The 23,153-nt window shown below is 72.7% G+C and carries 18 protein-coding genes; 9 read left to right on the top strand and 9 right to left on the bottom strand.

Annotated features, from left to right (window positions below):
• Nucleotides 1–2 precede the first annotated feature (2 nt).
• The 6 genes from AF1_RS09550 to AF1_RS09525 are packed head-to-tail and all read left to right on the top strand — an operon-like array spanning nt 3 to nt 7,897.
• Entirely contained in the window at nt 3–1,316 is a 1,314-nt protein-coding gene (locus tag AF1_RS09550; RefSeq protein ID WP_067795312.1) for a hypothetical protein, read from the top strand.
• Nucleotides 1,313–3,886, top strand: a complete 2,574-nt coding sequence (locus AF1_RS09545) for a hypothetical protein (protein WP_067795308.1) — start codon at nt 1,313–1,315, stop codon at nt 3,884–3,886. The genes AF1_RS09550 and AF1_RS09545 overlap by 4 nt, the downstream gene beginning before the upstream one ends.
• Nucleotides 3,886–5,043, top strand: a complete 1,158-nt coding sequence (locus AF1_RS09540) for a hypothetical protein (protein ID WP_067795305.1) — start codon at nt 3,886–3,888, stop codon at nt 5,041–5,043. Before AF1_RS09545 ends, AF1_RS09540 begins: the two co-directional genes overlap by 1 nt.
• Entirely contained in the window at nt 5,040–5,612 is a 573-nt protein-coding gene (locus AF1_RS09535) for a hypothetical protein (RefSeq protein WP_067795301.1), read from the top strand. The genes AF1_RS09540 and AF1_RS09535 overlap by 4 nt, the downstream gene beginning before the upstream one ends.
• Before the next feature lie 21 nt (nt 5,613–5,633).
• The gene (locus AF1_RS09530) at nt 5,634–6,785 is read left to right on the top strand and encodes a hypothetical protein (RefSeq protein ID WP_067795298.1); all 1,152 of its coding nucleotides are present in this window, start codon (nt 5,634–5,636) and stop codon (nt 6,783–6,785) included.
• Nucleotides 6,782–7,897 carry a TRAFAC clade GTPase domain-containing protein gene (locus AF1_RS09525; RefSeq protein ID WP_067795295.1) on the top strand — a complete coding sequence of 372 codons (1,116 nt, stop codon included), beginning with the start codon at nt 6,782–6,784 and terminating at the stop codon, nt 7,895–7,897. Before AF1_RS09530 ends, AF1_RS09525 begins: the two co-directional genes overlap by 4 nt.
• A 24-nt stretch (nt 7,898–7,921) precedes the next feature.
• On the opposite strand, the gene AF1_RS09520 is transcribed toward AF1_RS09525, so the two are convergent.
• From AF1_RS09520 to AF1_RS09485, 8 genes are all read right to left on the bottom strand, one after another.
• Nucleotides 7,922–9,508 (bottom strand): protein kinase domain-containing protein, encoded by a 1,587-nt coding sequence (locus tag AF1_RS09520; protein WP_067795292.1) that lies wholly within the window; start codon nt 9,506–9,508, stop codon nt 7,922–7,924.
• Between the two features lie 116 nt (nt 9,509–9,624).
• A complete protein-coding gene (locus AF1_RS09515) occupies nt 9,625–10,785 on the bottom strand; it encodes an aspartate aminotransferase family protein (protein ID WP_255218791.1) in 1,161 nt (386 codons plus the stop codon).
• A gap of 83 nt (nt 10,786–10,868) precedes the next feature.
• Nucleotides 10,869–11,885 (bottom strand): phosphotransferase, encoded by a 1,017-nt coding sequence (locus tag AF1_RS09510; protein WP_165488291.1) that lies wholly within the window; start codon nt 11,883–11,885, stop codon nt 10,869–10,871.
• A gap of 140 nt (nt 11,886–12,025) precedes the next feature.
• Entirely contained in the window at nt 12,026–13,660 is a 1,635-nt protein-coding gene (locus tag AF1_RS09505) for an amidohydrolase (RefSeq protein ID WP_067795282.1), read from the bottom strand.
• A complete protein-coding gene (locus tag AF1_RS09500; RefSeq protein ID WP_067795279.1) occupies nt 13,657–14,457 on the bottom strand; it encodes a cyclase family protein in 801 nt (266 codons plus the stop codon). The genes AF1_RS09505 and AF1_RS09500 overlap by 4 nt, the downstream gene beginning before the upstream one ends.
• Nucleotides 14,458–14,485: 28 nt before the next feature.
• On the bottom strand, nt 14,486–15,484 hold the full coding sequence (locus AF1_RS09495) for an ABC transporter permease (protein ID WP_067795277.1): 999 nt from the start codon (nt 15,482–15,484) through the stop codon (nt 14,486–14,488).
• Nucleotides 15,477–17,090 carry a sugar ABC transporter ATP-binding protein gene (locus tag AF1_RS09490; RefSeq protein WP_131732267.1) on the bottom strand — a complete coding sequence of 538 codons (1,614 nt, stop codon included), beginning with the start codon at nt 17,088–17,090 and terminating at the stop codon, nt 15,477–15,479. Before AF1_RS09490 ends, AF1_RS09495 begins: the two co-directional genes overlap by 8 nt.
• Nucleotides 17,075–18,157 (bottom strand): sugar ABC transporter substrate-binding protein, encoded by a 1,083-nt coding sequence (locus AF1_RS09485; protein ID WP_165488290.1) that lies wholly within the window; start codon nt 18,155–18,157, stop codon nt 17,075–17,077. Before AF1_RS09485 ends, AF1_RS09490 begins: the two co-directional genes overlap by 16 nt.
• A 224-nt stretch (nt 18,158–18,381) precedes the next feature.
• On the opposite strand from AF1_RS09485, the gene AF1_RS09480 reads away from it, so the two are divergent.
• Complete coding sequence (locus tag AF1_RS09480; protein ID WP_067795267.1) at nt 18,382–19,950, top strand: PucR family transcriptional regulator; 1,569 nt, start codon at nt 18,382–18,384, stop codon at nt 19,948–19,950.
• A gap of 65 nt (nt 19,951–20,015) precedes the next feature.
• Here AF1_RS09480 and AF1_RS09475 read toward each other — a convergent pair whose 3' ends face one another.
• A complete protein-coding gene (locus AF1_RS09475; RefSeq protein WP_067795264.1) occupies nt 20,016–21,194 on the bottom strand; it encodes an acyl-CoA dehydrogenase family protein in 1,179 nt (392 codons plus the stop codon).
• Between the two features lie 138 nt (nt 21,195–21,332).
• Between AF1_RS09475 and AF1_RS09470 the strand changes: the two genes are divergently transcribed.
• Nucleotides 21,333–22,454, top strand: coding sequence for a CaiB/BaiF CoA transferase family protein (locus AF1_RS09470; RefSeq protein ID WP_067795261.1), 1,122 nt, complete (start codon nt 21,333–21,335; stop codon nt 22,452–22,454).
• The gene (locus AF1_RS09465; protein WP_242608542.1) at nt 22,451–23,113 is read left to right on the top strand and encodes a GntR family transcriptional regulator; all 663 of its coding nucleotides are present in this window, start codon (nt 22,451–22,453) and stop codon (nt 23,111–23,113) included. The genes AF1_RS09470 and AF1_RS09465 overlap by 4 nt, the downstream gene beginning before the upstream one ends.
• Nucleotides 23,114–23,153: the final 40 nt, after the last annotated feature.

The raw sequence follows: 23,153 nt of genomic DNA, 5'->3' as shown, positions 1-23,153 counted from the left end.
CCGTGAGCGATCTCGAAGCACCGCGTCCGAAGATGCCGCCCAAGCGCGACGAGGCGCCCTACGTGATGCCGCCGATCGGGTCGGGGGACGCACTGGCCGACACCCCCGTCACGGTGCCCCCGCCGCCCGAGCAGCCGGCCGAACCGCCTCCGCCGCCGTCCCCCGGAGCGGGCCCGGCGGTGCCCGAGGACGACGACCCCCCGGCGGCCGAAACGGCGTCCTCGCACCGGCCCCGCAAGCCGGGCCCGCCCGATGATCCTCCCGGCCGCACGATGGTGTGCCCGTACTGCCTCAGCGAGTTCGACTGGGACACCGCCCCCCTGGTGAACCGGGATGAGGACGGAGACGAGATCGCGTTGCGGCGCGAGCCCGGCGAGAGCGAGGTCCGCTGGCGCAACCGGACCATGCACGCCTGGCGGGTCTGCGAGAACACCGCGGAGGACCACTTCATCCCGGCCTCCCTCGGCGGCCTGACGACGCTGATCGTCGGCATGGTGGGGAAGGCCGGCTCGGGCAAGTCCCATCTCCTGTGGGCGATGACGGAGGAGCTCGGCCAGTCCGCGCTGAAGATCTCCCACCGGCTGGACGTGCTCCCGCTCGACCCGCGCCTGCAGCAGGAGCTGTTCGCCCGGCACCAGCTCGGCCTCCTGAACGACCGCAAGGTGCCGCCGCCCACCCGGTTCTTCAACGAGAAGGTGGAGTTCACCTGCGCGTACCGGATCACCAGCGGGCACAGCGGGGAGAGCTACGCACTCCTGATCTTCGATGTGCCCGGTGAGATCTTCACCCGCGGCGACACCGCCGTGTCCACCCCCTTCATGGCCATCGCGGACGCGCTGATCTTCGTGGCGGACGGGTGGGGCCTCGATGTCAGGCACGGCCGGCGGACCGACGACCCGGGGTTCACCGCGGTGCTGTCCCACCTCGCGCACGTCCACCCCGGGCGCGGCCGGGAGTTCCTGCCGATCCCCGCCGCCATGGTGGTCGCCAAGTCGGACACGCTGCGCGTGTTCAAGGAGGTCGACCAGTGGCTCGGCCGCAGGGACGACCTCGAACTGCACACGGTCGAGCGGGAGTCCGAGGACGCCTACGCCTTCCTCAAGTCGCGCGGGGCGGAGTCGTGGCTCGTCCCCGTCCAGAAGTGCGCGGACTCCACGCTCCACTTCGCCTCGGCCACCGGCGTCGAGGCGCAGGACGGCGAGTACCCGGAGAAGTCGTTCCGCCGCCAGCGGGTGCTCCGCCCGCTGCTGTCCCTGCTCGCGATGAAGGGCGTGCTCCCACGGGAGAGCCTCGGCCCCGGACCGGAGGACTCATGACGACCGGATCCCCGAACCGGGTCGGCCGCGTCGACCAGATCGTCTTCGCCTGGTCGGACCGGCTGCTCATCGGCGGCAGCGGCCTCGGCCCCGTCGCCACCTCGCTGGACCCGGACGGCCTGCGGCGGTGGAACGACCGCCTGGTCGGCGGTGACGTGGCCGTCGGGCAGTGGCACCACGGCGCGGCCGAGTGCGTCGCGCTGGGCGCGCTGCGGCTGGGCCGGCGCGGCGATCACGGCGCCGTGCTGCGGCTGCTGCCGGCCCGGGACGCCAACGGCCGGATCTCCCAGCTGGTCCACGCGCTCGTCGGCCCCGCCGCCGCGGTGGACGCGTGGCTGGCGCTCGGCCTGCACCGCTGGCCGGGCTGGGTCACGCCCGAGCGGATCCCCGGCCTGCCGGGGTCCCTGCCCGACCTGGACGCCGGTGAGCTCTGGAAGCCGGCCGCCGCGGACCTGGAGGCGCTGCCGGTGCGGCCCGAGCCGCTGGCGGGGCTGCTGGCCGGTGTGCTCTGCGCGCCCGCCGACCGCTACCTGGCCGACATCGCGCCGGAGGACCTCGACCTGGTCGCCGGGCTGGTGCGCCGGCTGGACGGGGCGGCCGGCGACGCACCGTGGACGATGATGCTGGGCGCGAAGGTCACCCGGCAGGAGCTGCAACCCCGCCTGCTGGTGCTGGACACCGACGACGCCCGGCGCGGGCGGGTCCCGCTGACCACCGCGGCGAGCGGCGACCCCCGGTTCAGTCGGGCCGCGGCGCTGCTCGCCGCCCTGCCGGCCGCCTCGCTGACCCCGCCGCAGCGCCCGCCGCGCACCCCCGCCGCGCTGCTGGACTGGGTGGAGGCCGAGCACCAGCGGGCGACCAAGGTGCTGGACCTCATCGACCGCGCGCTCGACGGGACGCTGGACGACGACGCGCGCCGGCATCTCGACGGGCCGTCCGGGCAGGAACGGATGCGGGCCGAGCTGCGGCACGCCGGCGTGGCCGAACTCGCCGGGCGGCTGAACCGCTGGGCCGCCGGCCCGCCGCCCGGCCTGGGCAACGCCGGCCGGACGCTGCGCGGCATCGCGGCGGAACGGTACCTGGCCGAGGCCGGCGAGTCGCGGGACGCGCCCGAGCACCTGGCGGACGCGGCGCGGCGGCTGGGCATCACGGCCACCGAGGCGTCCCGCGTCCTCGCGAACTGGTTCGGCGGGCTGGCGGAGGTCACCCCGACGCACCGGTACGCGGCGGTGTACTTCGCGCTCTGGTTCGAGGTCGAGCTGACGGCCGACCCCACCATCGGCGAGGTGCTGCGCGGTATGCCGCCGGACGATGTCCTCCGCTGGGCCGCGCAGCTGGCGGCGGACGGCCAGAGCCGCGCGGCCCGGCACTTCATGCACGCCGCCCATGACCGGTGGCGCGTCTCCCGGGACCGCGCGGGGGACGAGAAGGTCCGCGCGCTGCTGCTGGAGACCAGAACGTTCCACGAGACGATCCACCGGCTGGTCACCGCCGGCGACGCGACCACCGAGGAGGAGACCGAGCTTTACCGGATCGTCCTGCACCTGGCCTACGGCGCCCCGATCGACGACCTGGGGCCGGTGCTGAGCGCGTTGCCGGTGGACGCGGCGGCGACCGAGTTCCGGCCCTGGCCGGCGGTCGCCGCCGTGGTGGGGCAGCGCGACCTCGTCTTCCAGGTGGCGGCGCACGCCTACAGCAGGAACGCGCCGCAGGTGCTCCTGGAGGAGCTGCTCCAGAGGTTCGGCAGTGCCGATCTGATCACGGGACTGGCCGGGCCGCCCGGCAAGCCCGGGTATCCGGGTCTGCTCATGGCCGTCTGCGCCCTCCTCGACGACCGCCGGCACGGCATCGACGAGCGGCCCCTCAACCGCGAGGCGCTGCTGGCGAACCGCTTCCTGGCCGAGCTGGTCGAGTCGGCCTGGCAGAGTGCGCCCGAGCACCGTTTCAACGCCTACGAGCTCTTCATCGGCACCGCCTACCGGGCGGGTGACCGGGGGGCGGGGGCCGGGGCGGGTCTGAGCGTCCCCGAGGTGCGGGAACTGCTCGCGCTGGACGGCCCGCCGCTGCTGGTGGCGGCCGTCCTGGACATGGCCGGCGAGGACGCGGTGCTGCCCGTCCTGCTCGACGGGGCACGCCGCCGGGCGAGGGAACTCGGGCTCCCCGACGTCCTGGCCGACCAGATCACCCGCGGCCCGCACCACGGCGTCGAGGTCGAGTACGTCACGGTCCCGAACCCGGCGCCCTCGACGTCCCACCGCGAACCGGAGCACGCGTCCTTCCGCGACGGCACCCGCCCGGAGGAGCACCGCGTCCCAGAACGCGACGACCCGTTCCTGGACGACGTGGAGGAATCCCCGCCGGCCGATCGGAACGCGCTGCTCACGCTCCTGGCGGGCCGCAACCTGTTCATCGGCGGGGGGATCACCGCCCTCGCGCTGGCCCTCCTCCTCTCCTTCTTGATCTTCGGCGGCGGGTCGGACGACGACCCGCCGCCCAAGGTGGCCCCGACCGTGACCGTGACCACGACCGTCACCCCCTCCAAGACACCGGCGACAGGACAGAACCCCTGATGGCATCTTCACCGGCCCCGGTCGTCACCGATCCCCCGTCCGCCCCGGATCTGCTGACCTCCGACGACCGGCTGCTCCGCATCAGCGAACGGTTCGGCGGGTACGCCGCCGAGGCGCTGAAACGCGCACGCGGGACGGACGCGACCGGTCCGCTGCTGCTCCGGCGGCTGGCCGACGACCTCCACCCGGCGAGCGGCAAGCCCCTGGCGGGCGTCGACCTCGTGACCGCCTACCCGGCCGAGGCGCTGCTGCCCGAGCCCGCGCCGTCCCGCCTCCTCGAACTCCTGCTGTTCTGGGCCCGGCTGCTGCGCGACGTGCTCGTCTTCGTGCCGATCCTGGTCACCTGGCTGAAGCTGCACGAAGCGCTCAGCGCCTACGGCAGGGCGGGCAGCGAGTCCTCGTTCCTGCTCGGCTGGCAGGCCGGTTCGTTCCGGCCCGACCACATCGCCCGGGGCGTCCAGGACTTCGATCCGCTGTCGAAGACCGCCTGGTGGGTGGTGCTCCTCGTCGCGGCCGTGATCGCGTTCGCCATCGCGGTGAACGCGTGTGAGAACCGGCTCGACCGGTCCCGCTACGAGGCCGAGCGCGCGCAGATCACCCAGGACCTGGCGCTGGCGTCGCACCTGCTCACCGAGGCGCCGGGCGACCAGGTGTCCTACCGGGACCTCCGCGCGCTGATCCAGCGGATGGAGGCCGGCATCGGCGGGCTCATCGGCCGGCTGGCGGGCACCGCCGAGGAGATCCGCGCCGCGCTGGACACCGGCACCGGCAGGCGCATCGAGGAGGCCATCCAGGTCTGGATCGACAAGTCGGAGGCGCTGGAGCGGGCGCTCGCCTCGATGCAGGCGCCCGCCGAGACGCTGGAGGCGTTCCGGGCGTTGCAGGACGACATCGCCGCCGGGCAGCGCGAACTGCGCGGCGAACTGAACACCCTGGTCTCGCAGGTCAGGCAGGCGACGCTCGCCAGCACCGACCACGCCGACACCGTCCGGCGCTACCAGGAGGCCGACCAGGAGCTGATCAGCGGCGCGGTGGCCCGGCTCGTCGCGGGCACCGACCGGCTGAGCACGGCGCTCGAACATCTGGAGGCGCTCGTCGCCGAGTCCCGCGAGTTCGTCGCCTACGCGCGCGGCGCCGGCGGAGGTGCGCCGCGGTGAGCCGGCGCGCGTCCCGGCGTTCGCGGCGGGCCTCCCGGTTCGGCGCGGCCCATCTGGCCGGCTGGCTGTTCGCCGACCTGATGCTCGTGCTGTTCCTGGTCGCCATGGCCGTGCAGCCCCGCGCCCAGCTCACCACCGGCACCCCCGACGACGACCAGCCGACGCCGACCGGGCCGCGCGTGCTCGGCCAGGACTTCTGCGAGTTCATGATCCCGGTCCGGGCCGACGACCTGATCGGCGGCAGCCGCGACGCCCGCGCCGACCTGCTGGCCAAGGTGGACCAGGCACTGCACCGCAAGCATCCGTCCTGGCTGCACGGGCCCGAGATGCGGGACGCCGAGGGGCGCGGCAAGTGCGAGGAGCAGCTCAGGCAGAACCTTCAGGTCGGTTTCTACCTCGTCTACGGCGCCAGGGACGACACCGGCAGCGGTGTCGTCCTCGGCCGGAAAGCGGCCGCGGCCATCAAGTCCGGCAATGCCCGCTTCCGGGAGGCCATCTACCGGGCGGCCTGGACCGGCGGCGACGGCAACGGCTCGGTCCAGCTCATCGTCTTCTTCTACCAGAACTGATCGACACGGGGATGTGACGGGGTGACCACCGAGATCACGCGGCTGCTGACGGGCACCGGCGCCGCCGGCGAGCGGATCGAGTTCACGCTGACCCTGGACGGCGGCGAGGCCAAGGGCAGCCGGTTCACCGGTCATTACGGCACCGCACGCAGCGCCGCCCGTCCGGAGGTCGACTGCCTCTACAAGGTCGCCCGCGGCGACTGGGGGAGACGCGCGATCGAGAACGAGGTCGCCGTGTTCAGCGTCCTGGGCTGGACGGGCGGCAACGACGGCCGGCTCCCCGAACTGCTCGGCTACGACCTCGACCCGGACGAGGGCGGCGCCGTGCTGGTGCACACCCGCCGGGGGCGGGCGCTGGCCCGCAGGGCCTCGACGACGGTGCCCGCCGTGGAGCAGCTCTGGCAGCCGACGCACGACCTGCTTTCCGCGCTCAAGGTGCTGGCGGACCACAAGTACGTGCACGGCGCCATCTCGTCCACCACGGTGTTCTGGGACGGCGAAGGGCTCCAGATCGCCGACCTGAGCACGGCGACCACCCAGACGAGCGGCGACGACGGTTTCCTCCGGGACGTGCGGAACGCGGCCGGGCTGCTCTACTGGTTCGCCTCCGGCGAGGAGTCGTCGTTCGGATACCGGAGCGGAGGCGTCTCCCCCGAACAGGAGTTCCGCCATCTGACCGCGCATCGCCCCGACCTCGCCACGGTGCTGCGGCCCGTGTACGAGGGTGAGTCCCCCACCGCCGAGGAACTGCTGGCCCGCATGGCGGCGGCCTGGCCGCGTCCCGTCCACCGTCCCGCGGCGACGGCCGTGGACGGCGGGGAAAAGAAAGCCGGTGGGCACGCGAGGAAGGACACCGAGGAGACACACGAGATCGACGCCGGCCCGCCTCCGCCTCTGGACGACCGCGAGGACAGTCAGTTCAGGAAGTACCTCGGGGAGAGGATGAAGAACATGCACGGCCAGCCCGACCGGCCGGCGGGCACGGAGCCGCTGTCCGGCCCGGCGGTGCCCCGCCGCCCGGAACCCGGCACCCTGCCGTCCCTGCCGACTCTGCCGTCCCTTCCGGCGGACTTCCCGTTCCGCGTCGGCGCCAACGGGACACGCCGTCCGCACCCGCTCGTCTGGGCCGCGATCATCCTGGTCGCCCTGATTCTCCTGGTGGTGTTCGCATGACCGCCCCGTTCACCGGCTACCCGGCGCGGGACCTCACGATCTGCCCGTACTGCCTGAACCAGCTCGACTGGTCCGACTACGGTGAGCTGCCGCTGGTGAAGGAGACGCCGGAGGGCCCCGACGTCCTCACCCGCGGGCCGGACGAGCCGGAAACGCGGTGGCGGCACCGGACGCTCGGCGCCATGCGGCAGTGCCGGGGCAACGGCGAGCCGCACCTGCTGCCGGCCGACTACGGCGACCTGGAGCCGCTCGTCATCGGCCTGGCCGGCGACACCGCGACCGGCAAGACGCACCTGCTCACCGCGATGATCGCCCAGCTCGAACGGCGCCGGTCGCTGATCGCGCGGGAGCTGCGGATCGAGCCGCTCGACGGGCGTTTGCGGCAGCGTTTCTACGACGAGCGCGTCCGCCCGTTCCTGGAACGCCACGAGGTCCTCGGGGGCACCCGGCCGGGACAGCCCGAGTTCGCCTACGCGCTCCGGGTGGCCAGCCGGCAGACGGGCCGCACCCACGCGGTCGGCTTCTTCGACGTCCCCGGAGAGCACTACCGGAGGTACAGCTACGAGGACACGCCGTTCATGAGCGTGGCCGACGCGGTCATCTACGTCGCGGACGGCAGCGCGCTCAGGTCCGGCGGCGGCTGGAACTCCTGGGTCCCCGACCCCGGCTTCACGCACGCGATCACCCAGTTGCGGCAGACCCGGGCCGACGGCGCCGGCCGGCTTCCCCCCGCCGTCATCGTCGTCACGAAGTCCGACGTGCTGGACGGCCTCGACGATGACGACACCGTCACGCGCTGGCTCGGGCGCAAGGACGAGAGCGATCTCGACGACCTGCGCAGCATGCTGAGGGAGAGCGTGGACGCCGGCGCCTTCCTGCGCCGGCACGGCGCGGAACTGTGGCTGGATCCCCTGGAGTCCGGCTCCCAGGTCACCATCCACTTCGCCTCCGCCTCCGGCGTCTCGAAGCCGGTGCAGGACGCGACGGTGTTCCCGGACGAGGGGTTCGGGCCGAAGCGGGTGCTGCGCCCGCTGCTGTCGCTGTTCAGCATGACCGGGCTGCTGCCGAGGATCGACATGGACGAGCCGGACGAGCCGCCGCAGTTCTACTGAGGTCTCCCCCGTCCCGGCCGGGGCCTACCGGAGGGCGACGGCGCGCCGGGCGTGGCCGGCGAGCAGCAGTGTCAAGACGAGGTCGGCCCGTCCCTCCACACCGCCCGGATCGGCCGTATCGGCGGTCCGCCGGAGGCCGGGCCACCAGGACACGTCGGCGGGCACCCCCGCGGCCAGCGCGCGCGCCCGCACCGCTGCCTCGGGCCACAGCGTCATCTCGGTCGCCCACGCCCACAGCATCGTCCATTCGCGCTCGGACGGCAGTTCGGCCGGAGCCGCCCCCCGGTAGCTTCGGATGACCCGGTCGTGCAGCCAGCCGAGCTTCGCCTCCACGCGCTCCACGATCTCGGGCACCTCCGCGCGGACCCGGTCGAGCACGGCGCACCGCTCCCGGCAGCCCTGATGGGCACAGCGATGCGCGGCCGCGTAGTCCAGCGCCCCGTCCTCCAGCGCCCTGCGCAGCAGCCGCTTCTCCGTCTCCCCGCGCTGCGCGAGCCCGAGCAGCCCCTGCGCGTCGATCGGGTGCCCCCGGTACCGCGGCGTCACATCGGGCAGGACCCGCGCCGTCAGCCTGCCGAGCGCCCGTGCCGCCCGGCCCGGTGTCAGGCCGCGCAGGTACCGCACCTCGTCGGCGCCGGCGCCCAGCTCGACCAGCCAGTCGGCGACCCGGCCGCCGTTCGCGGCCAGCCAGCCGACCCCCGTCCCCCAGTTCAGTTCCAGGTCGTCGACGAGATGCTCGATCCTGCGGTAGGTCCGGCCGTTGAAGCGCACCGGGCGGTTCTCCTCGGCCGCCCACGCGGCCACCTGGTCATAGCCCCAGCGCCGCCGCGGCTCGACGACGAGCAGCCCCTCGATCAGCCGCCGCCAGTCCGGATCACCGATGCCGGTCAGCGCGGGCCGCCGCCCCGCGCGCAGCATCTCCTTCACCTCGCCGGCGGTCATGCCCGCGTACGGCGTCCGGTGCAGGAGCAGCTCGTAGGCGATGATCCCGAGCGCCCACCAGGCGGCCGGTGCGCCCCGCCGGCCGTGCACGGTCTCGGGGGAGGCGTAGGAGAGGGTGGTCGACACGCGTTCCTCCGCCGCCCTGTTCCGGACGTCCCGCGCGGTGCCCCCGAAGTCGCCGATCAGCAGCTCGTAGGGGTCCCGGGAGCGCACCAGGACGTTCGCCGGCTTCACGTCGGTGTGCGTCAGCCCGAGGTCGCCGAGCCAGAAGTTCAGGCATTCCGCGAGTTCGGCGATGATCCGGCGGAGTTCGGCGTCCCCGGCGGGCGGCGCGCTCCCGTGGATCACGTCGTGCAGGGAGCCGTGCGGGCAGTACTCCTGCGCCATCCACCCGACGGTCACGCCCCGCATGACCGTGTCGCCGTAGTCGTGGATCCGCGGGACGTGCCTGGCGAAACCCCGCAGCGACAGCAGCCGCAGCTGGTCGAATTGCGCCCGGGACGCCTTGCTGACCTTGATCACCACTTCGGTGGCGCCGGGGCACCAGCCGCCGGCCGGCCGCGCCAGGAACACGACCACCTCGCCGCCGACCTCCAGCAGCCGGACCCGGTCGACCCGCCCCAGCAGGGAGGCCGGGAAGTCATCGACCCCCCACGGCTCCGACTCCACCGATCAGCCCCTCCCGCCCGTGCCCGCGATCCTATGGGCCGTCCGCTTCCGTTATCAGTATGTTGCGGTGCACCGGGCGATCATCTGTGCAAAAATTCACGCCCGGCGTCGCGACGTCACGGTGTGGTGAGGTCCGCCAAGGTCGCGTCCAGGGCGTCGGTGAGCAGTTCCAGTTCCGGCGGCGCGATGACGAGCGGGGGGCGGACCTTGATGACGTTGTCCGCGGGGCCGCATCGTCCGACCAGGACGCCGCGGGCGAGCAGTCCCTCCAGGGCCGCGGTCGTCAGGGCCGCGGAACTGGCGGCGCCCTCGCGCAGCTCGATCCCGTAGTAGAGCCCTGTGCCCCGGACGGCGGAGACCACCGCAGGATGGCGGCCCGCCAGGCGGGCGAGAGCCGACCCGAGATGCGCGCCCTCGGTGCGGGCATGCCCGACCAGGTTCCGATCCTCGATCTCGTCCAGCACGGCCAGCCCCACCGCCGCGGAGACGGTGTTCCCGCCGAACGTGTTGAAATAGCGGGTCCGCCGCCCGAAGCGGTCCGCGATGTCGGTCCGGGCGACCAGCCCGCCGATCGGGTGCCCGTTCCCCATCGGCTTGCCGAGGGTCACGATGTCCGGAACGGCTCCGTGGTGCTGGAAGCCCCACATCCGTCCCAGCCGCCCGAAGCCCGCCTGTACCTCGTCGGCGACGTAGAGACCGCCGGCGGCGCGGACGGCCTCGGCCGCGGCGGCGAGCGCGCCTTCGGCGTCGGTGATGACTCCGTCGGACGCCATCACCGAGTCCACCAGGAGCGTGGCCGGTCCGTGACCCGCCGCGTGCAGGTCCGCCGCCGCGGCGGCGACGGCGGCGGCGAATGCTTCCGCCGGCTCGTCCCCGAGGGGCGGGGCGACCGTCCGGACGTGCGGCGCGACCGGCCCCAGCGAGGGCGACGCCTGCGCCGCCGCCGCCGTGACGCCGTGGTAGGCGTTGGAGGTCACGATCACCCCGGTGCCGCCGTGCCACGCGTTCGCCATCCGCAGGGCGAGATCGTTCGCCTCGCTGCCACTGCACGTGAAGACGGCGCTGCCGAGGCCGGGCGGCATGTCCGCGGTCACACGCTCGGCGTAGCGGACCACGCCTTCGTGCAGGTAGCGGGTATGGGTGTTCAGGACGGCGGCCTGACGGCACAGGGCTGCCAGCACCCGCGGGTTGGCGTGCCCCACCGATGGGACGTTGTTGTAGGCGTCGAGGAGAGCGCGGCCGTCGTCCGTCGTCAACCACACGCCCTCACCCCGCACTATGTGGAGCGGTTCCCGGTAGAACGTGCGGTAGGACGGGGCGAGGACCCGGCCGCGGCGGTCCAGTAGGTCTCGGTGGGTGTTCAGGACAGGCTCCTTGTGAAATAGGCCGCCGCCTCATCGCACCCGACGGTGGACAGCCGCAGTAGCGCGGAGCGGGCGGCGGGCACGTTCCGTAGCAGGTAGGCGGCGTTGCTCGGGTCCTGCTCGGCCCGCCACGCCGCGATCGCGAGCACGCTCAGCAGCCGCGCGGCCATGAGATCGCGCAGCAACGCGATCTCGCCCCCGTTCAGGGCCGAATGGCGGTGGTATCCGCGCACCAGGTCCGCGGGGCCGGCGAGCGGATGCCCGTCGGCCGCGATGCGGTAGCCGGCCGCGATCGCGACGTCCTGGACGCGCGGCGCCATGACGAGGTCACCGAAGTCGATGATCCCGCTGACGCGGTCGCCGTCGAGGAGCAGGTTGTTCGGGTTGAAGTCGTTGTGCAGTGCCTGACGCGGCAGTTCGTGCAGGATCGGCAGTGCGTGCGCCGTCAGGTGCTCCAGCTCCCCGGCGTGCTCGTCCGGGACGTGGGGCGGCATCGAAGCGCGGACCAGCCGTTGGACGGCGGCGAACTCCAGGAGATTCCACGGGCTCGGCGGCGCCGCGGTGGCATCGAAGCCCGACAGGCCCTCGTGCAGGAGGGCCAGCGTACGGCCGATCGCCGTTCGCTGGGCGGCGCCGACCCGCTCGGCCGACGCCGTGCGTCCCGGCAGGAAGCTGCACATCTGGACCCGCCGCTCGGCAACCCCGTCCGGCGTGACCTGGGACCAGGCCGCCGACAGCCGCGCGGGCCCGAGCGGCAGCCGCGGCCGCGGCACCGGAAGCCGCGGGGCGTGCTCGGCGAGATGCTGGAGGGCTGCGACCTGCGTGTCCACGCCGGCGGTGTCGCGGGGGTGCGCGACCTTCAGGACCCACTCCCCGTCATCCGAGGTCACGATGTGGAAGTTCTGGGCGCGTTCACCGGCCAGGCGGCGCACCGTTCCCCTGACGCCGAACAGCGTGCCGGCGAGGTCGCGGGCGGTGCCGATCCCCACCTCGGGCGCTGGGGAGTCGAGCAACGAGTTGAGGATTTCCACAGGGCATCTCTCTGTAGCGGGGGGATTCAAGGCAGGGGCGACCGTCAGATGCCGGGCGGGCTTCGCCCGGGGGAGAAGAGGGCGGGGATCATTCGGGGGCTGATCAGATCCCCGCGTCGGCCTCACTCGATCGGATGGCCCGTCCCCATGGCGTCGTACTTCAGTTCGCCGTTCACGAAGGTGGCCGCGACCGTGATGGCGCCGACCCGGTCGGGATCGGCCGTGACGGGGTCGTCGTCGAGCACCGCGATGTCGGCGCGGTAGCCGGGCTGGAGCAGGCCCACCTCTCCTTCCATGCGGCATGCGAACGCGGGGTTCCAGGTGGCGACCTTGAGGGCCGAGAGCGGGTCGATCCGCTCCTCCTCGCCGAAGGGCGCTCCCGAGGCGGTGCGGCGTACCAGCATCCGGTGAAGGGCCCGCAACGGTGCGCCCTCGGCGATGGGACGGTCCGAGCTGTTCGCGACGGGGACGCCGCGGTCGAGGAGGGAACGCAGCCGGTAGCACCACCGCGCCCGGTCGGGTCCGAGGTTCGCCTCGGCGACGTCCCCGAGCGCCTCGACGAAGAAGTTCTGCATGACCGGGACCACGCCGAGCGCGGCCATCCGGGTCACCTGGTCGGGGCGGACCACGGAGCAGTGCTCGATCCGGAACCGCGGATCATCGTCGAGGCGGTGCCCCAGGCACTCCTGGTAGGCGGCGAGCACGACGTCGATGGCCCGGTCGCCGATGGCGTGGGTGGCGATCTGCCAGCCGCTGCGATGCGCCGCCACGATGCGGTCTCGCAGCGTCTCGGGCTCCGCCTGCAGCAGGCCGGTCTGCCCGGGGTGGTGGCAGAAGTCCTCGGTGACCGCCGCCGTCCGCGTGCTCAGCGCACCGTCCGCGAAGATCTTCACCGGCCCCCACCGCAGCAGGGGGTCGGTGAAATAGTGGGGCAGGTGGTCCGGCAGCCGCAGTTCACCGTGCGGTCCGCTCGGTTCGAGTACCTCGTAGCTCGGCATGAGGACGGTGCGCACCCGGAGCATCCCCCGGGCGAGCGCGTCCTCGTAGGCCAGCGCCTCGTCCGGGCTGAGCCCGATCCAGCCGCCGCCGACGCCCGCCTCCTGGCAGGAGGTCACGCCCTGGGACAGGTAGTGGGTGTGCGCCGCGTCGATCGCCTGGACGAGTTCCTCGTGCGAAACCGGGACGATGAGATCGTTGACGAACGCCTGGGCGGTCTCCACGAGCAGTCCCGTGGGCACCCCGTCGGCGTCGAGGTCGACGGTGCCGCCGTCGACACGGGTGGAGCGGTCGACGCCGGCGCGGGCCAGCAGCCGCGAGTTCGCGACGCCCATGTGCTCGGTGCGGTGTTTCAGCCAGACGAGATGGCCCGGGGCGACACGGTCGAGCGGTCCGCGCGACGGGTGCCGGTCGCCGAGCGCCGTGTGGTCGTAGCTGTGCGCGATCAGCCAGGAGCCGGCCGGCAGTTCGGCGGCCCGGCGCGCGACGCGCTCGTAGACCTCGTCGAGGGAGGTGGCGTCGGAGAGGTCGACCTGGCGGAGCCCCATCCCGAACCGCCCGGTGTGGACGTGGCCGTCGTGGAAACCCGGGATGACGGTGCGCCCGCCGAGGGACACTCTGCGGCGGGCCGTCATGGCACGCGCGGCGTCGCCGGCGGCGACCACCCAGCCCGCCTTGACGGCTATGGCGTTCGCGGGAGCCGCGAGGCCCGTGCCGTGGACGACGGCGTCATCGAGGACGAGATCGGCGTCGGCGGTCACGGCTTCTCCCCGGCGACGATCGCCACGGGACGGACCGGCGACCCGGAGGCCCCCCGGATGCGCAGCGGAAGGCAGAGGAAGAGGAACGTCGTGACGCCGCGAAGGCCGCCGAGGTCCATGTTCTCCAGCAGGTGGACTCCGCGGCCCGCGAGGAGTTCCTGGTGGACGGGCAGGGCGGTGCCGCCCGCCGGATGGTGCTCCACGACGGCCGTCTCCCCGCCGACGACGCTCGCGCCGAGGTCGGCCAGCCATCGGGCGGCGGCGACGTCGATACCGGGCGTCCCGGTGGTGCCTCCCATGTAGGCGGCGGGGTCCGTCCAGTGCGCCGCCCAGCCGGTCCGGACGAGAACGCAGTCCCCGGTCGTGATCTCCACTCCCGCGGCCCCGGCGACGTCCTCCAGGTCCTGCCGGGTCACGGCCTCCGCGGGATCGACGATGTCGGCTCCGCGGTGGCCGGCGACGTCCAGGAGGACGCCGCGCCGCACGAAGGCGGGCGCCTGTTCGATGCCGTGCGCGCCGAGCCCGTCGATGCCCCGCTGCGCGTCCGCGGCGGGTACGCCGCCGAAGACGGCGCCGTGGGTGGCGACGTGCCCGATCGCGTCCAGGTGCGTGCCGGAATGCCCCGACATCAGGAGCAGCTCGTTGCATCCCCAGTAGCCGTCGTCGAGCTCGAAGTCGCCGAGCCGGTAGTAGGGCACCAGGTTGAACTCGGGGTGCGAAACGTGGTTCGGCATCCCCCGCGCCATTTCGTGGGACAGCTCGATGACCGTCCCGAGCGCGTTCGTATCGATCAGCATTCGTTCTCCCCCTCTTTCATCCGCTCGCTCACCGCGCCCTGCCGCCGTGCCCCTTGAGGGTGATGGCGACCGCAAAGAGCAGAACCGCCCCCTTCAGCAGGGGCTCGACGTAGAACGGCAGGCCGGACTGGTTGAGACCGGCGACGAGCACGGCCATCAGCAGCACCGCGATGATGGTGCCGACGACGTTCGGAACACCGATCCTGATGATCGTCGCGCCGAGGAACACGGCGGTGAACGCCGGGAGCAGGAACGCGGTCCCGATGGTGGGGTTGCCGGCGCCGAGCTTGGCGGTCTCGACGACCCCCGCGAACCCGGCCAGCGCGCCTCCGGCGGCCATGGTCCCGATCGTCAGCGCCCGGGTGGGCAGACCGGCGAGGTCGGCGGCGGACGGGTTGTCGCCGAGCGCGTACAGGTAGCGGCCCAGCGGCGTCTGCTCCAGCACCCACCAGACGGCGGCGGCGATGACGAGCGCCAGCACGAAGATCACCGGCACGCCGAACAGTTCGGAGTTCCCGAGGTCGGTGAAGGACGACGGGATGTGCTCGGTGAAGAGCCTTCCGTTGGTCCACCATTGGGCGATACCCAGGGCGATGCTGCCGGTGGCCAGCGTCGCGACGAGGGAGCTCACCCTGAACACCGCGACGGCGATCCCGTTGACGACGCCGACGAGCAGGCCCGTCGCCACCCCGGCCAGGCATGCCGTCCACAGGTTGAGCTGGAACTCCTGCAGCAGCCCGGTGACCGTGATCATCGAGAGCGTCAGGACGCTGGCTATCGACAGGTCGTAATGCCCGATGACCAGGGACACCAGCAGCGCCATCGCGAGGATGATGCCGACCGACTCGTTCGAGGCGATCGCCCGGTAGTTGTCGGCGCTGAAGAAGGTGATGTTGTAGATCGCGCTGAAGAAGACCGTCAGCACGACGAGCAGCTGGAGCCCGAGGAACCGGGGGTGCCCGATCGCCTTGAGCCTGCGCAGCAGCGATGCTCTTCCCCCGAGGGGGACGCTCTGGACGTCATGCACCGAAGGCACCTCTCACGGTCGCGGACGGGGGGTGCTCGTCATCGTGCGCGGGCTCCCAGCTGACCGCGTCGAGGAGTGCCTGCGCGCTCAGCCGGGGGCCGCTCAGCTGGAGGTCCAGTGACCGTCCTCGGATGACGTGTACCCGATGGCAGAGTGCGGCCAGCTCGTCGAAGTCGGAGCTGACCACGAGCGCCGCGCCGCCTCCGGCGGCATAGCGCCGGATCGCCTCATGGATCTGGGACTTGGCCTTCACGTCGACGGCCTGGGTGGGCTCGTCGACGAGGAGGACCGCCGGGTCGAGCCGCAGCCACCGCGCGATGACGGCCTTCTGCTGGTTCCCGCCGCTGAAGGTGGCGATCGACTGCATGGGGGCGCGGGGGTTGACGTCGTGGGCGTCCATGAGCCGCGCCGCCTCGGCGGCCTCGCGTCCGCGGTGGACGCGACCGCGTCTCGTGATCTTCTTCAGGTCGGGCAGCAGCAGGTTGGCGCTCGCCGGCAGGCCGGGGAACAGGGCCTGGCCCGCCCTGTCCTCCGGCACGTGCGCCAGCCCGGCGCGGCGCGCGTCGCGGATGTCGCCCGGCCGCACGGACCGGCCGCGCACCGACCACCGGCCGGCGCGGGGCGCCCTGGCCCCGGCCAGCACGTTCAGGAGTTCGGACCGTCCCGTGCCGAGCAGGCCGGCGATGCCGACGATCTCTCCCGCGTTCAGCCGGATGGTCACGTCCGAGAGCCGCGCGGTCTCGACCCCGCGCACGTCCAGCGCGGGCCGGTCGGGCTCGGCGGCGGGGGCCGGCGTCCCGTGCACCGGCGTCCCGCGCACCGGGGTGCCGGGCCGGGGCTGCTCCTCGCCGACGATGTGCCGGACGAGCCCGCCGTGGTCGAGATCGGCCGCCGCCGAATGGTGGACCCTGGCCCCGTCGCGCAGGACCGTGACGTGGTCGGCCAGTTCGACCACCTCCGGAAGGCGGTGGCTCACGTAGAGCACGCTGATCCCGTTGAGGGTCACCGCGCGGACCAGGTCGAAGACCAGCTCCACCTCGTGCTCGGGCAGCGCGGCGGTGGGTTCGTCGAGGACGAGCACACGCGGCCGCGGCGCCCCTTCCGGATGCTGGAGGGCCGCGGCCACGGCGACCATGGTGCGTCCGACGGGGGACAGGGTGCCGACGGCACGGCGCGGGTCCAGCCGGAAACCGATGAAGTCGAGCGCGGCCTCCGCGTTCGCCTCCTCGGCCCGGCGGTTCGTGCGCATCCGTCCGCTGGTGACGAAGCGGCAGGCCAGTCCGATGTTCTCGGCGACGGTCAGCGCCGGGAACACGGTCGGCTTCTGGTGCAGGAACCGCAGTCCGAGCACGTAGGCCCGTGCCGGGCTCATCCGGGCCTCCCGCTGCCCGATGACCTCAAGCGTGCCGGCGTCGATCGAGTACGCGCCGGCGAGCATCTTGATGAACGTGCTCTTGCCCGATCCGTTGCTGCCCACGAGCGCGTGGACCCTGCCGGGCATGAGGTCCAGGTCCAGCCCGTGCAGGGCGACCTGGCCGGGGAACTCCTTGCGGAGTCCCCTGGCCCGGACGAGCGGCTCGTCGCCGGAGGTCAACCGATCCCCCACAGCTGGCGGTACTTGGGCCGGAAGTCGAGGTCGCCGTTCCACGTGCCGGGCTGGGCGGGCACGTTCTCGGCGGTGATGAGCTTGACCGGGACCTGCTCCGCCGCGGGCGCCGGGTCCTTGCCCTGCAGCAGCCGGTTCATCGCGTCGATGTCCGCCCAGCCGATCCAGTCCAGCGCGAACGCCACCGTCGCGGTCTGGCCGCACTTCTCCCGGATGCACTGGATGGCCTGGGACGTGCCGTCACCGGAGATCACCATGACGTCGGTCGCCCCGACGGCCTTGAGACCCTGCAGAACCGGCGGCACCGCCGCGTCGTAGGGGACGTACACGGCGTTCAGGCCGGGGTTGCGCCGGGCGATCTGCTGCGCGAGCTGCGGCACCCCGGTGCCGAGTTCGGAGAAGTTGAAGTTCGAGGTGCCGACCAGCTCGCACCCGCCGCACTTGCCGATCCGCGCGGCGAAGGCGTCGGTGCGCTGGTTGACGGCGGCGAACTCCTTGTCGGTCAGGAGCGCCACCTTCGCGCGCCCCTCGCTCTTGGAGATCACCAGATCGGCCGCGATCTCCCCGGTCTTCACCCAGGCGGCCTTGGTCGGGTTGTCCGCGAAGTCGACCAGGTCGGACGGCGGCGACGAGGACGCGACGATCTTGATGCCGGCCTTGCGGGCCCGCTCGACCGCGCCCTTCACGCTGGACGGGTCCACCGCGAAGGTGACGATGCCGTCGGGCTTGAGGCTGATGGCCTGCAGGATTGCCGCGCTCTGACCGTCGGCGGTACCCTTCCCGTCAATGACCGTGGCCTTCCAGCCGAGCGCCTCGGCAGCGGCTTTCGCGCCGGCCGCCGGCTGCGCACAACCCTCGCCCGCCTGCGCGCACGGGATCAGCACGACCGACTTGCGCTTCAGCGCCGGGGGCGAGGACTCCGGGACGCCCGAGGTCACCTCGGCGGACGCCTGCTTCACGGTGGCGGCGGCTTCGGAGAGGACGGACGAGTCGGTGCCGCCACCGCTTCCCTCGGACGTCTGGGACTGGCACCCGGCCAGGGCCCCGATCGCGAGCAGCGTCACCACCGTGGCGCCCCGGCGACGCCATCGCCTGGGACCGCGAGAGTCTGTAGTGGTTGTCATTGGATTCCTCCAGGTCGGGGTACCCGAGAGCACCGGCGGTCCCAGAAGTGTCAGCGAGCCCGGCATGGCCGCACATCGTGCCGACCACGAAGAGCGGCAGACCATTTCTCGTTATCTCCGAAGCCGGTGCGGCACGCGACCCCACCTGGGCGCGGAGAGGACACACCATGTCCGACCAGGTCCCCGTCCCGGCTGAGCCCCGTCCGCGGCGCGGGGGCGTGCTGCTGTCGGACCTGATGGCCGTGCCGCGGTTCGGCCTGGTCCTGCACACCGCCCACGCGCGCGCGTCCACGACGGTCGCGCTGGGCGCGCACTCGGTCGAGATCGCCGAACCGACGCGCTGGCTGTCCCCCGGCTGGATCGTGATCACCACCGGCATGCGGCTGCGGGCGAACGTCCAGGCGCAGCGCGCGCTCGTGCGGGAACTCGCCGGCCGGGGCATGGCGGCGCTCGGCTACGCCAGCGGGGTGCAGACCCGCGGCGTGCCGGCGGCGCTGATCGACGAGGGCGAACGGCTGGACTTCCCCGTCTTCGAGATCCCGCTGGAGACCGCGGTGGTCGACGTGATCGACCACGTGCGCCGCTGCGCGCTCCGGGACGACCCCGAGTTCCTCCAGCAGATGGTGGACACGCACGCCCACCTGGCCGGCATCACCGAGGCGTTCGACCACCCGCCGGACGAGAGCCCGGAACACGCGCTCATGCGGCGGCTGGGGATGCTGGTGTCGGCCCGGCTGAGCATCACCGACGAGGCCGGCACGCAGACATGGCCCGAACCGGCGCGGCTCCCGCGTTCGCTGTTCGGCCTGCTCGAACAGGCCGCGCACGACGACATAGTGACGCTGCCGTCACCGGGCGGCAGGACGTCGATGGCGTTCCCGATCGCCTACGGCCGCCGCCGCTACGGCTGGATCCTCGCCGCCTGGCAGCACGACCCCGACCCGCGTGACGTCCCCCTCATCAGGGCGGTCGCGAATCTGGCCTCGTTCCTCCACGGCACGCACGACCTCAGCCCGGCGCACCTGAGCACGCTCCAGCACGAGCTGCTCGTCCGGCTGCTGCAAGGACGGCCCTACTCGGAGGACCTGGTCGAGCGCGCCGGCCTTCTGGGCTTCATCGAAGGGGAGGACCGGCGCGTCCTGCTGGTGACCGCGGAGCGGAACCCGCACCTCGCGTGGCAGAACCTGTCGAAGAGCCTCGTGCACATGCGCATCCCGCATCTGTCCCTGCGGCAGGAGGACTGGACCATCGCGCTGGTGCAGGCTTCGGACGAGACGCTGCACGGGCTGCTGGACCACATCACGGGGATGACGGTCCTCGTGGGCCGCGGCGTGACCAGGCTGGGGGACTTCAACCTCTCCCATGAGAGCGCGATGTTCCTGCGGATGCGCGGCCCGCGCGAAGACGACGAACAGCCGGGTGTCCGGTGGTGGGAGGACCTGACCATCTCGGCGTGGATGTTCTCCTCCGCCGACGGCGACGAGCGGAGGCGGCGGGCCGAGCGTTTCCTGGCGCCGCTGTCCGGCCAGCCGCTGCTGCTCGACGCCGTCACCGCCTTCCTCGAACACGACCTGGACGTCTCCGCGGCGTCCAAGTCACTGTTCCTGCATCCGAACTCCCTGCGTTACCGGCTGGGGCGCGCCGAGTCGCTGCTGGGCGGGACCCTCCGCCAGCCCATGCTGATCGCCGACCTGTACGCCGCCCTCGTGGAGGTCGGCCGGCTGCCGCCCCGCTGAGGCGTGGCCCCGCCGGGCGCCCACCGGACCCGGCCGGGCCGGCGGCGCCGGCCCGGCGGGATCGGTCACGCGAAGGCGCTGTGTCCGGTGAGCGCACGCCCGATCACGAGGGTGTGGATCTCGGAGGTCCCCTCGTAGGTGAGCACCGATTCGAGGTTGGCCGCGTGGCGGATCACCGGGTACTCCAGGGTGACGCCGTTCGCGCCGAGGACGGTGCGGCAGGTGCGGGCGATGTCGAGGGCCTCGCGCACGTTGTTGAGCTTGCCGACGCTGACCTGGTCGGACGTCAGGGAGCCCGCCTCCTTGAGCCGCCCGAGGTGCACGGCGAGCAGCAGCCCCTTGCCCAGTTCCAGCACCATGTCGGCGAGCTTCTGCTGGGTGAGCTGGAACGAGGCGAGCGGCCGGGCGAAGATCTCGCGGTCCGACGCGTAGGAGATCGTCGTCTCCAGGCAGTCGAGCGCGGCGCCCAGCACACCGAAGATGATCCCGAAGCGGGCCTCGTTCAGGCAGCCCAGCGGGCCGCCCAGGCCGCGGGCGCCGGGAAGCAGCGCGCTGCCGGGCAGCCGCACGCCGTCCAGCACCAGTTCGCTGGTCACGCTGGCGCGCAGCGACAGCTTGCCCTCGATGTCGTTCGCCGTGAACCCCGGCGTGCCGGCCGGGACGAGGAACCCGCGGATCCCCTCGTCGGTCTGCGCCCAGACCACGGCGATGTCGGCGATGGAGCCGTTGGTGATCCACATCTTGGTGCCGTCCAGCACCCAGTCGTCCCCGTCGCGCCGGGCGCGGGTGCGCATCCCGGCCGGGTCGGAGCCGAAGTCGGGCTCGGTGAGGCCGAAGCAGCCGATGCTCTCGCCCGCCGCCATCGCGGGCAGCCACTCCTTCTTCTGCTCCTCGCTGCCGTACCGCCAGATCGCGTACATCGCGAGGGAGCCCTGCACGGAGACGAGGCTGCGCACCCCCGAGTCGGCGGCCTCCAGCTCCAGGCAGGCGAGCCCGTAGGAGACCGCGCCGAGCCCCGCGCACCCGTATCCCTCCAGGTGCATGCCGAGCAGGCCGAGGGCTCCGAACTCGCGGGCCAGCTCGTGCGCGGGAAGCCGGCCCTCCTCGAACCAGCGGGCCAGGTTCGGGCGCACCTGGTCGGCGCACAGCCGCCGCACCGCCTGCCTGATGTCGCGTTCCTCCTCGGTCAGCAGCCCGTCGACGGCGAACAGCGCGGTCGGGTGGGTCTGGGGTCGCATGCTCATGACGCCTCACTTCCGGTAGATTGGATCCAGTATTGATTATCCAATCACTCTCCCGCTAGTTTCACGAGGTGTGGATATCTCGAACCTGATGGACGGCCGGCGCGCCGGCGACGGAACAACGTGCTGCGTGGTGCCCACATGAGCGACAGGGCACTCTCAGGCGTGCTCATCGCCGACTTCAGCCGGGTCCTGGCCGGGCCGTACGCGACGATGCTGCTGGCTGATCTCGGCGCGGAGGTCGTGAAGGTCGAGCGCCCCGGAGGCGGCGACGACACCCGTTCGTGGGGCCCGCCCTACGCCGACGGGGAGGCCACCTACTTCCTCTCCGTCAACCGGAACAAGAGATCGATCACGCTCGACCTCCAGGACCCGGACGACCTGGAGGTGGCCCGCGCGCTCGTCTCACGCGCCGACGTCCTCGTGGAGAACTTCCGGCCGGGCACGATGGACCGCCTCGGACTCGGCTGGGAACGGGCGCGCGAGCTCAACCCGGGCCTGGTCTACTGCTCCATCACCGGATTCGGCGCGGACAAGGGCGCCGGGCTGCCCGGCTACGACCTCATCGCGCAGGCCGTCGGCGGCCTGATGAGCGTCACCGGCGACGGCGCGACCAAGACCGGTGTCGCGCTCGTCGATGTGATCACGGGGCTGCACGCCTCCCTGGGCGTGCTGGCGGGGCTGCGGCACCGCGACCGCACCGGCGAAGGCCAGCGGGTCGAGGTCTCACTGCTGAGTTCGCTGCTGTCCGCGCTGGTCAACCAGGCGTCGGCGTACGTCGCGGCCGGTGCGGTGCCGCAGGCCATGGGCAACCGGCATCCCAGCATCGTCCCGTACGAGGTGTTCGAGACCGCCGACCGGCCGATGGTGATCGCCGCGGGCAACGACCGCCAGTTCCGCGTCCTGTGCCGGGTGCTGGAACGTCCGGACCTCGCCGACGACCCCCGCTTCGCCACCAACGCCGGCCGGGTCGCGGCCCGCGAACCGCTCGTCGAGGCGCTCACCCGGTCCCTCGCCCGGCGGACCGCCGACGAATGGTTCACCGCGCTCACCGAGGCCGGCGTGCCCTGCGGGCCGATCAACGACATCGCCGCCGCCTTCGACCTCGCCGCGGAGCTGGGCCTCGACCCCGCCGTCCGGGTGGACGGCGTCGGCCAGGTCGCCAACCCGATCAGGCTCGGCGCCACCCCGCCCGCCTACCGGCTGGCGCCGCCGCCGCTCGGGCGGGACGACGCCTGGGTCCGTGAGATATTGGAGCGGTGAACCCGGTGGAAGGTCGGCGCAGACCCCCCACGGCCCAGCAGTTCGTTCTCGGCGAGCTCCGCCGTGCCATCACGACCGGGCGGCTGCGTCCGGGCGCGCCGATCCGGCAGGACACGCTCGCCGACGAACTCGGCGTCAGCCGCGTCCCGCTCCGCGAGGCCCTCAAGACGCTGCAGGGCGAAGGGCTCGTCACCTACCACGCCCACCGCGGCTACTTCGTCGAGGAACTGTCGCTGGACGACCTGCGCGAGGTCTACCGGATCCGGGAGATCCTGGAGGCCGAGGCGGTGCGCCAGGCCGTGCGGCACCTCACCGACGAGGACCTCGACGTCCTGGAGAAGGCACAGCTGGAGGTCGAACGCGCCGAGGCCGCCGGCGACATCCTCCAGATGACCGAGGCGAACCGCACGTTCCACATGACGCTGTACGAGTACGCGGGAATGCCGCGCCTGACCCGGCTGATCGGCTCTCTCTGGGACGCCACCGACGCCTACCGCTCCATCTACTACGGCGACGGCGGCAACCGCTCGCGCGTCGTCGCCGAGCATCAGGCCACGTTGCAGGCCCTGCGCCGGCGCGACGCCGACGCCGCGGTCGAAATCCTCGACGAACATCGCGCCCGCGCCGTCGCCGCCCTCGAATCCCTCATGGCTCATTGAGCGGAACGCGAAGTCGTGTGAATGCCGTGGCGCAACGCCC

Origin of the sequence: Actinomadura formosensis NBRC 14204 (assembly GCF_001552155.1) — a bacterium.
In the GTDB taxonomy this organism is placed as follows: domain Bacteria; phylum Actinomycetota; class Actinomycetes; order Streptosporangiales; family Streptosporangiaceae; genus Spirillospora; species Spirillospora formosensis.
The sequence above is the reverse complement of the archived record's forward strand: the minus strand, read 5'-3'. Positions and strand labels throughout refer to the sequence as shown.

What these genes read in the sequence shown, in the direction of transcription:
- AF1_RS09545 (WP_067795308.1), top strand. Translation starts at nt 1,313, where the DNA reads ATGACGACCGGATCCCCGAACCGGGTCGGCCGCGTCGACCAGATCGTC.
- AF1_RS09540 (WP_067795305.1), top strand. Translation starts at nt 3,886, where the DNA reads ATGGCATCTTCACCGGCCCCGGTCGTCACCGATCCCCCGTCCGCCCCG.
- AF1_RS09525 (WP_067795295.1), top strand. Translation starts at nt 6,782, where the DNA reads ATGACCGCCCCGTTCACCGGCTACCCGGCGCGGGACCTCACGATCTGC.
- AF1_RS09500 (WP_067795279.1), bottom strand. Translation starts at nt 14,457, where the DNA reads ATGCTGATCGATACGAACGCGCTCGGGACGGTCATCGAGCTGTCCCAC.
- AF1_RS09480 (WP_067795267.1), top strand. Translation starts at nt 18,382, where the DNA reads ATGTCCGACCAGGTCCCCGTCCCGGCTGAGCCCCGTCCGCGGCGCGGG.
- AF1_RS09475 (WP_067795264.1), bottom strand. Translation starts at nt 21,194, where the DNA reads ATGAGCATGCGACCCCAGACCCACCCGACCGCGCTGTTCGCCGTCGAC.
- AF1_RS09470 (WP_067795261.1), top strand. Translation starts at nt 21,333, where the DNA reads ATGAGCGACAGGGCACTCTCAGGCGTGCTCATCGCCGACTTCAGCCGG.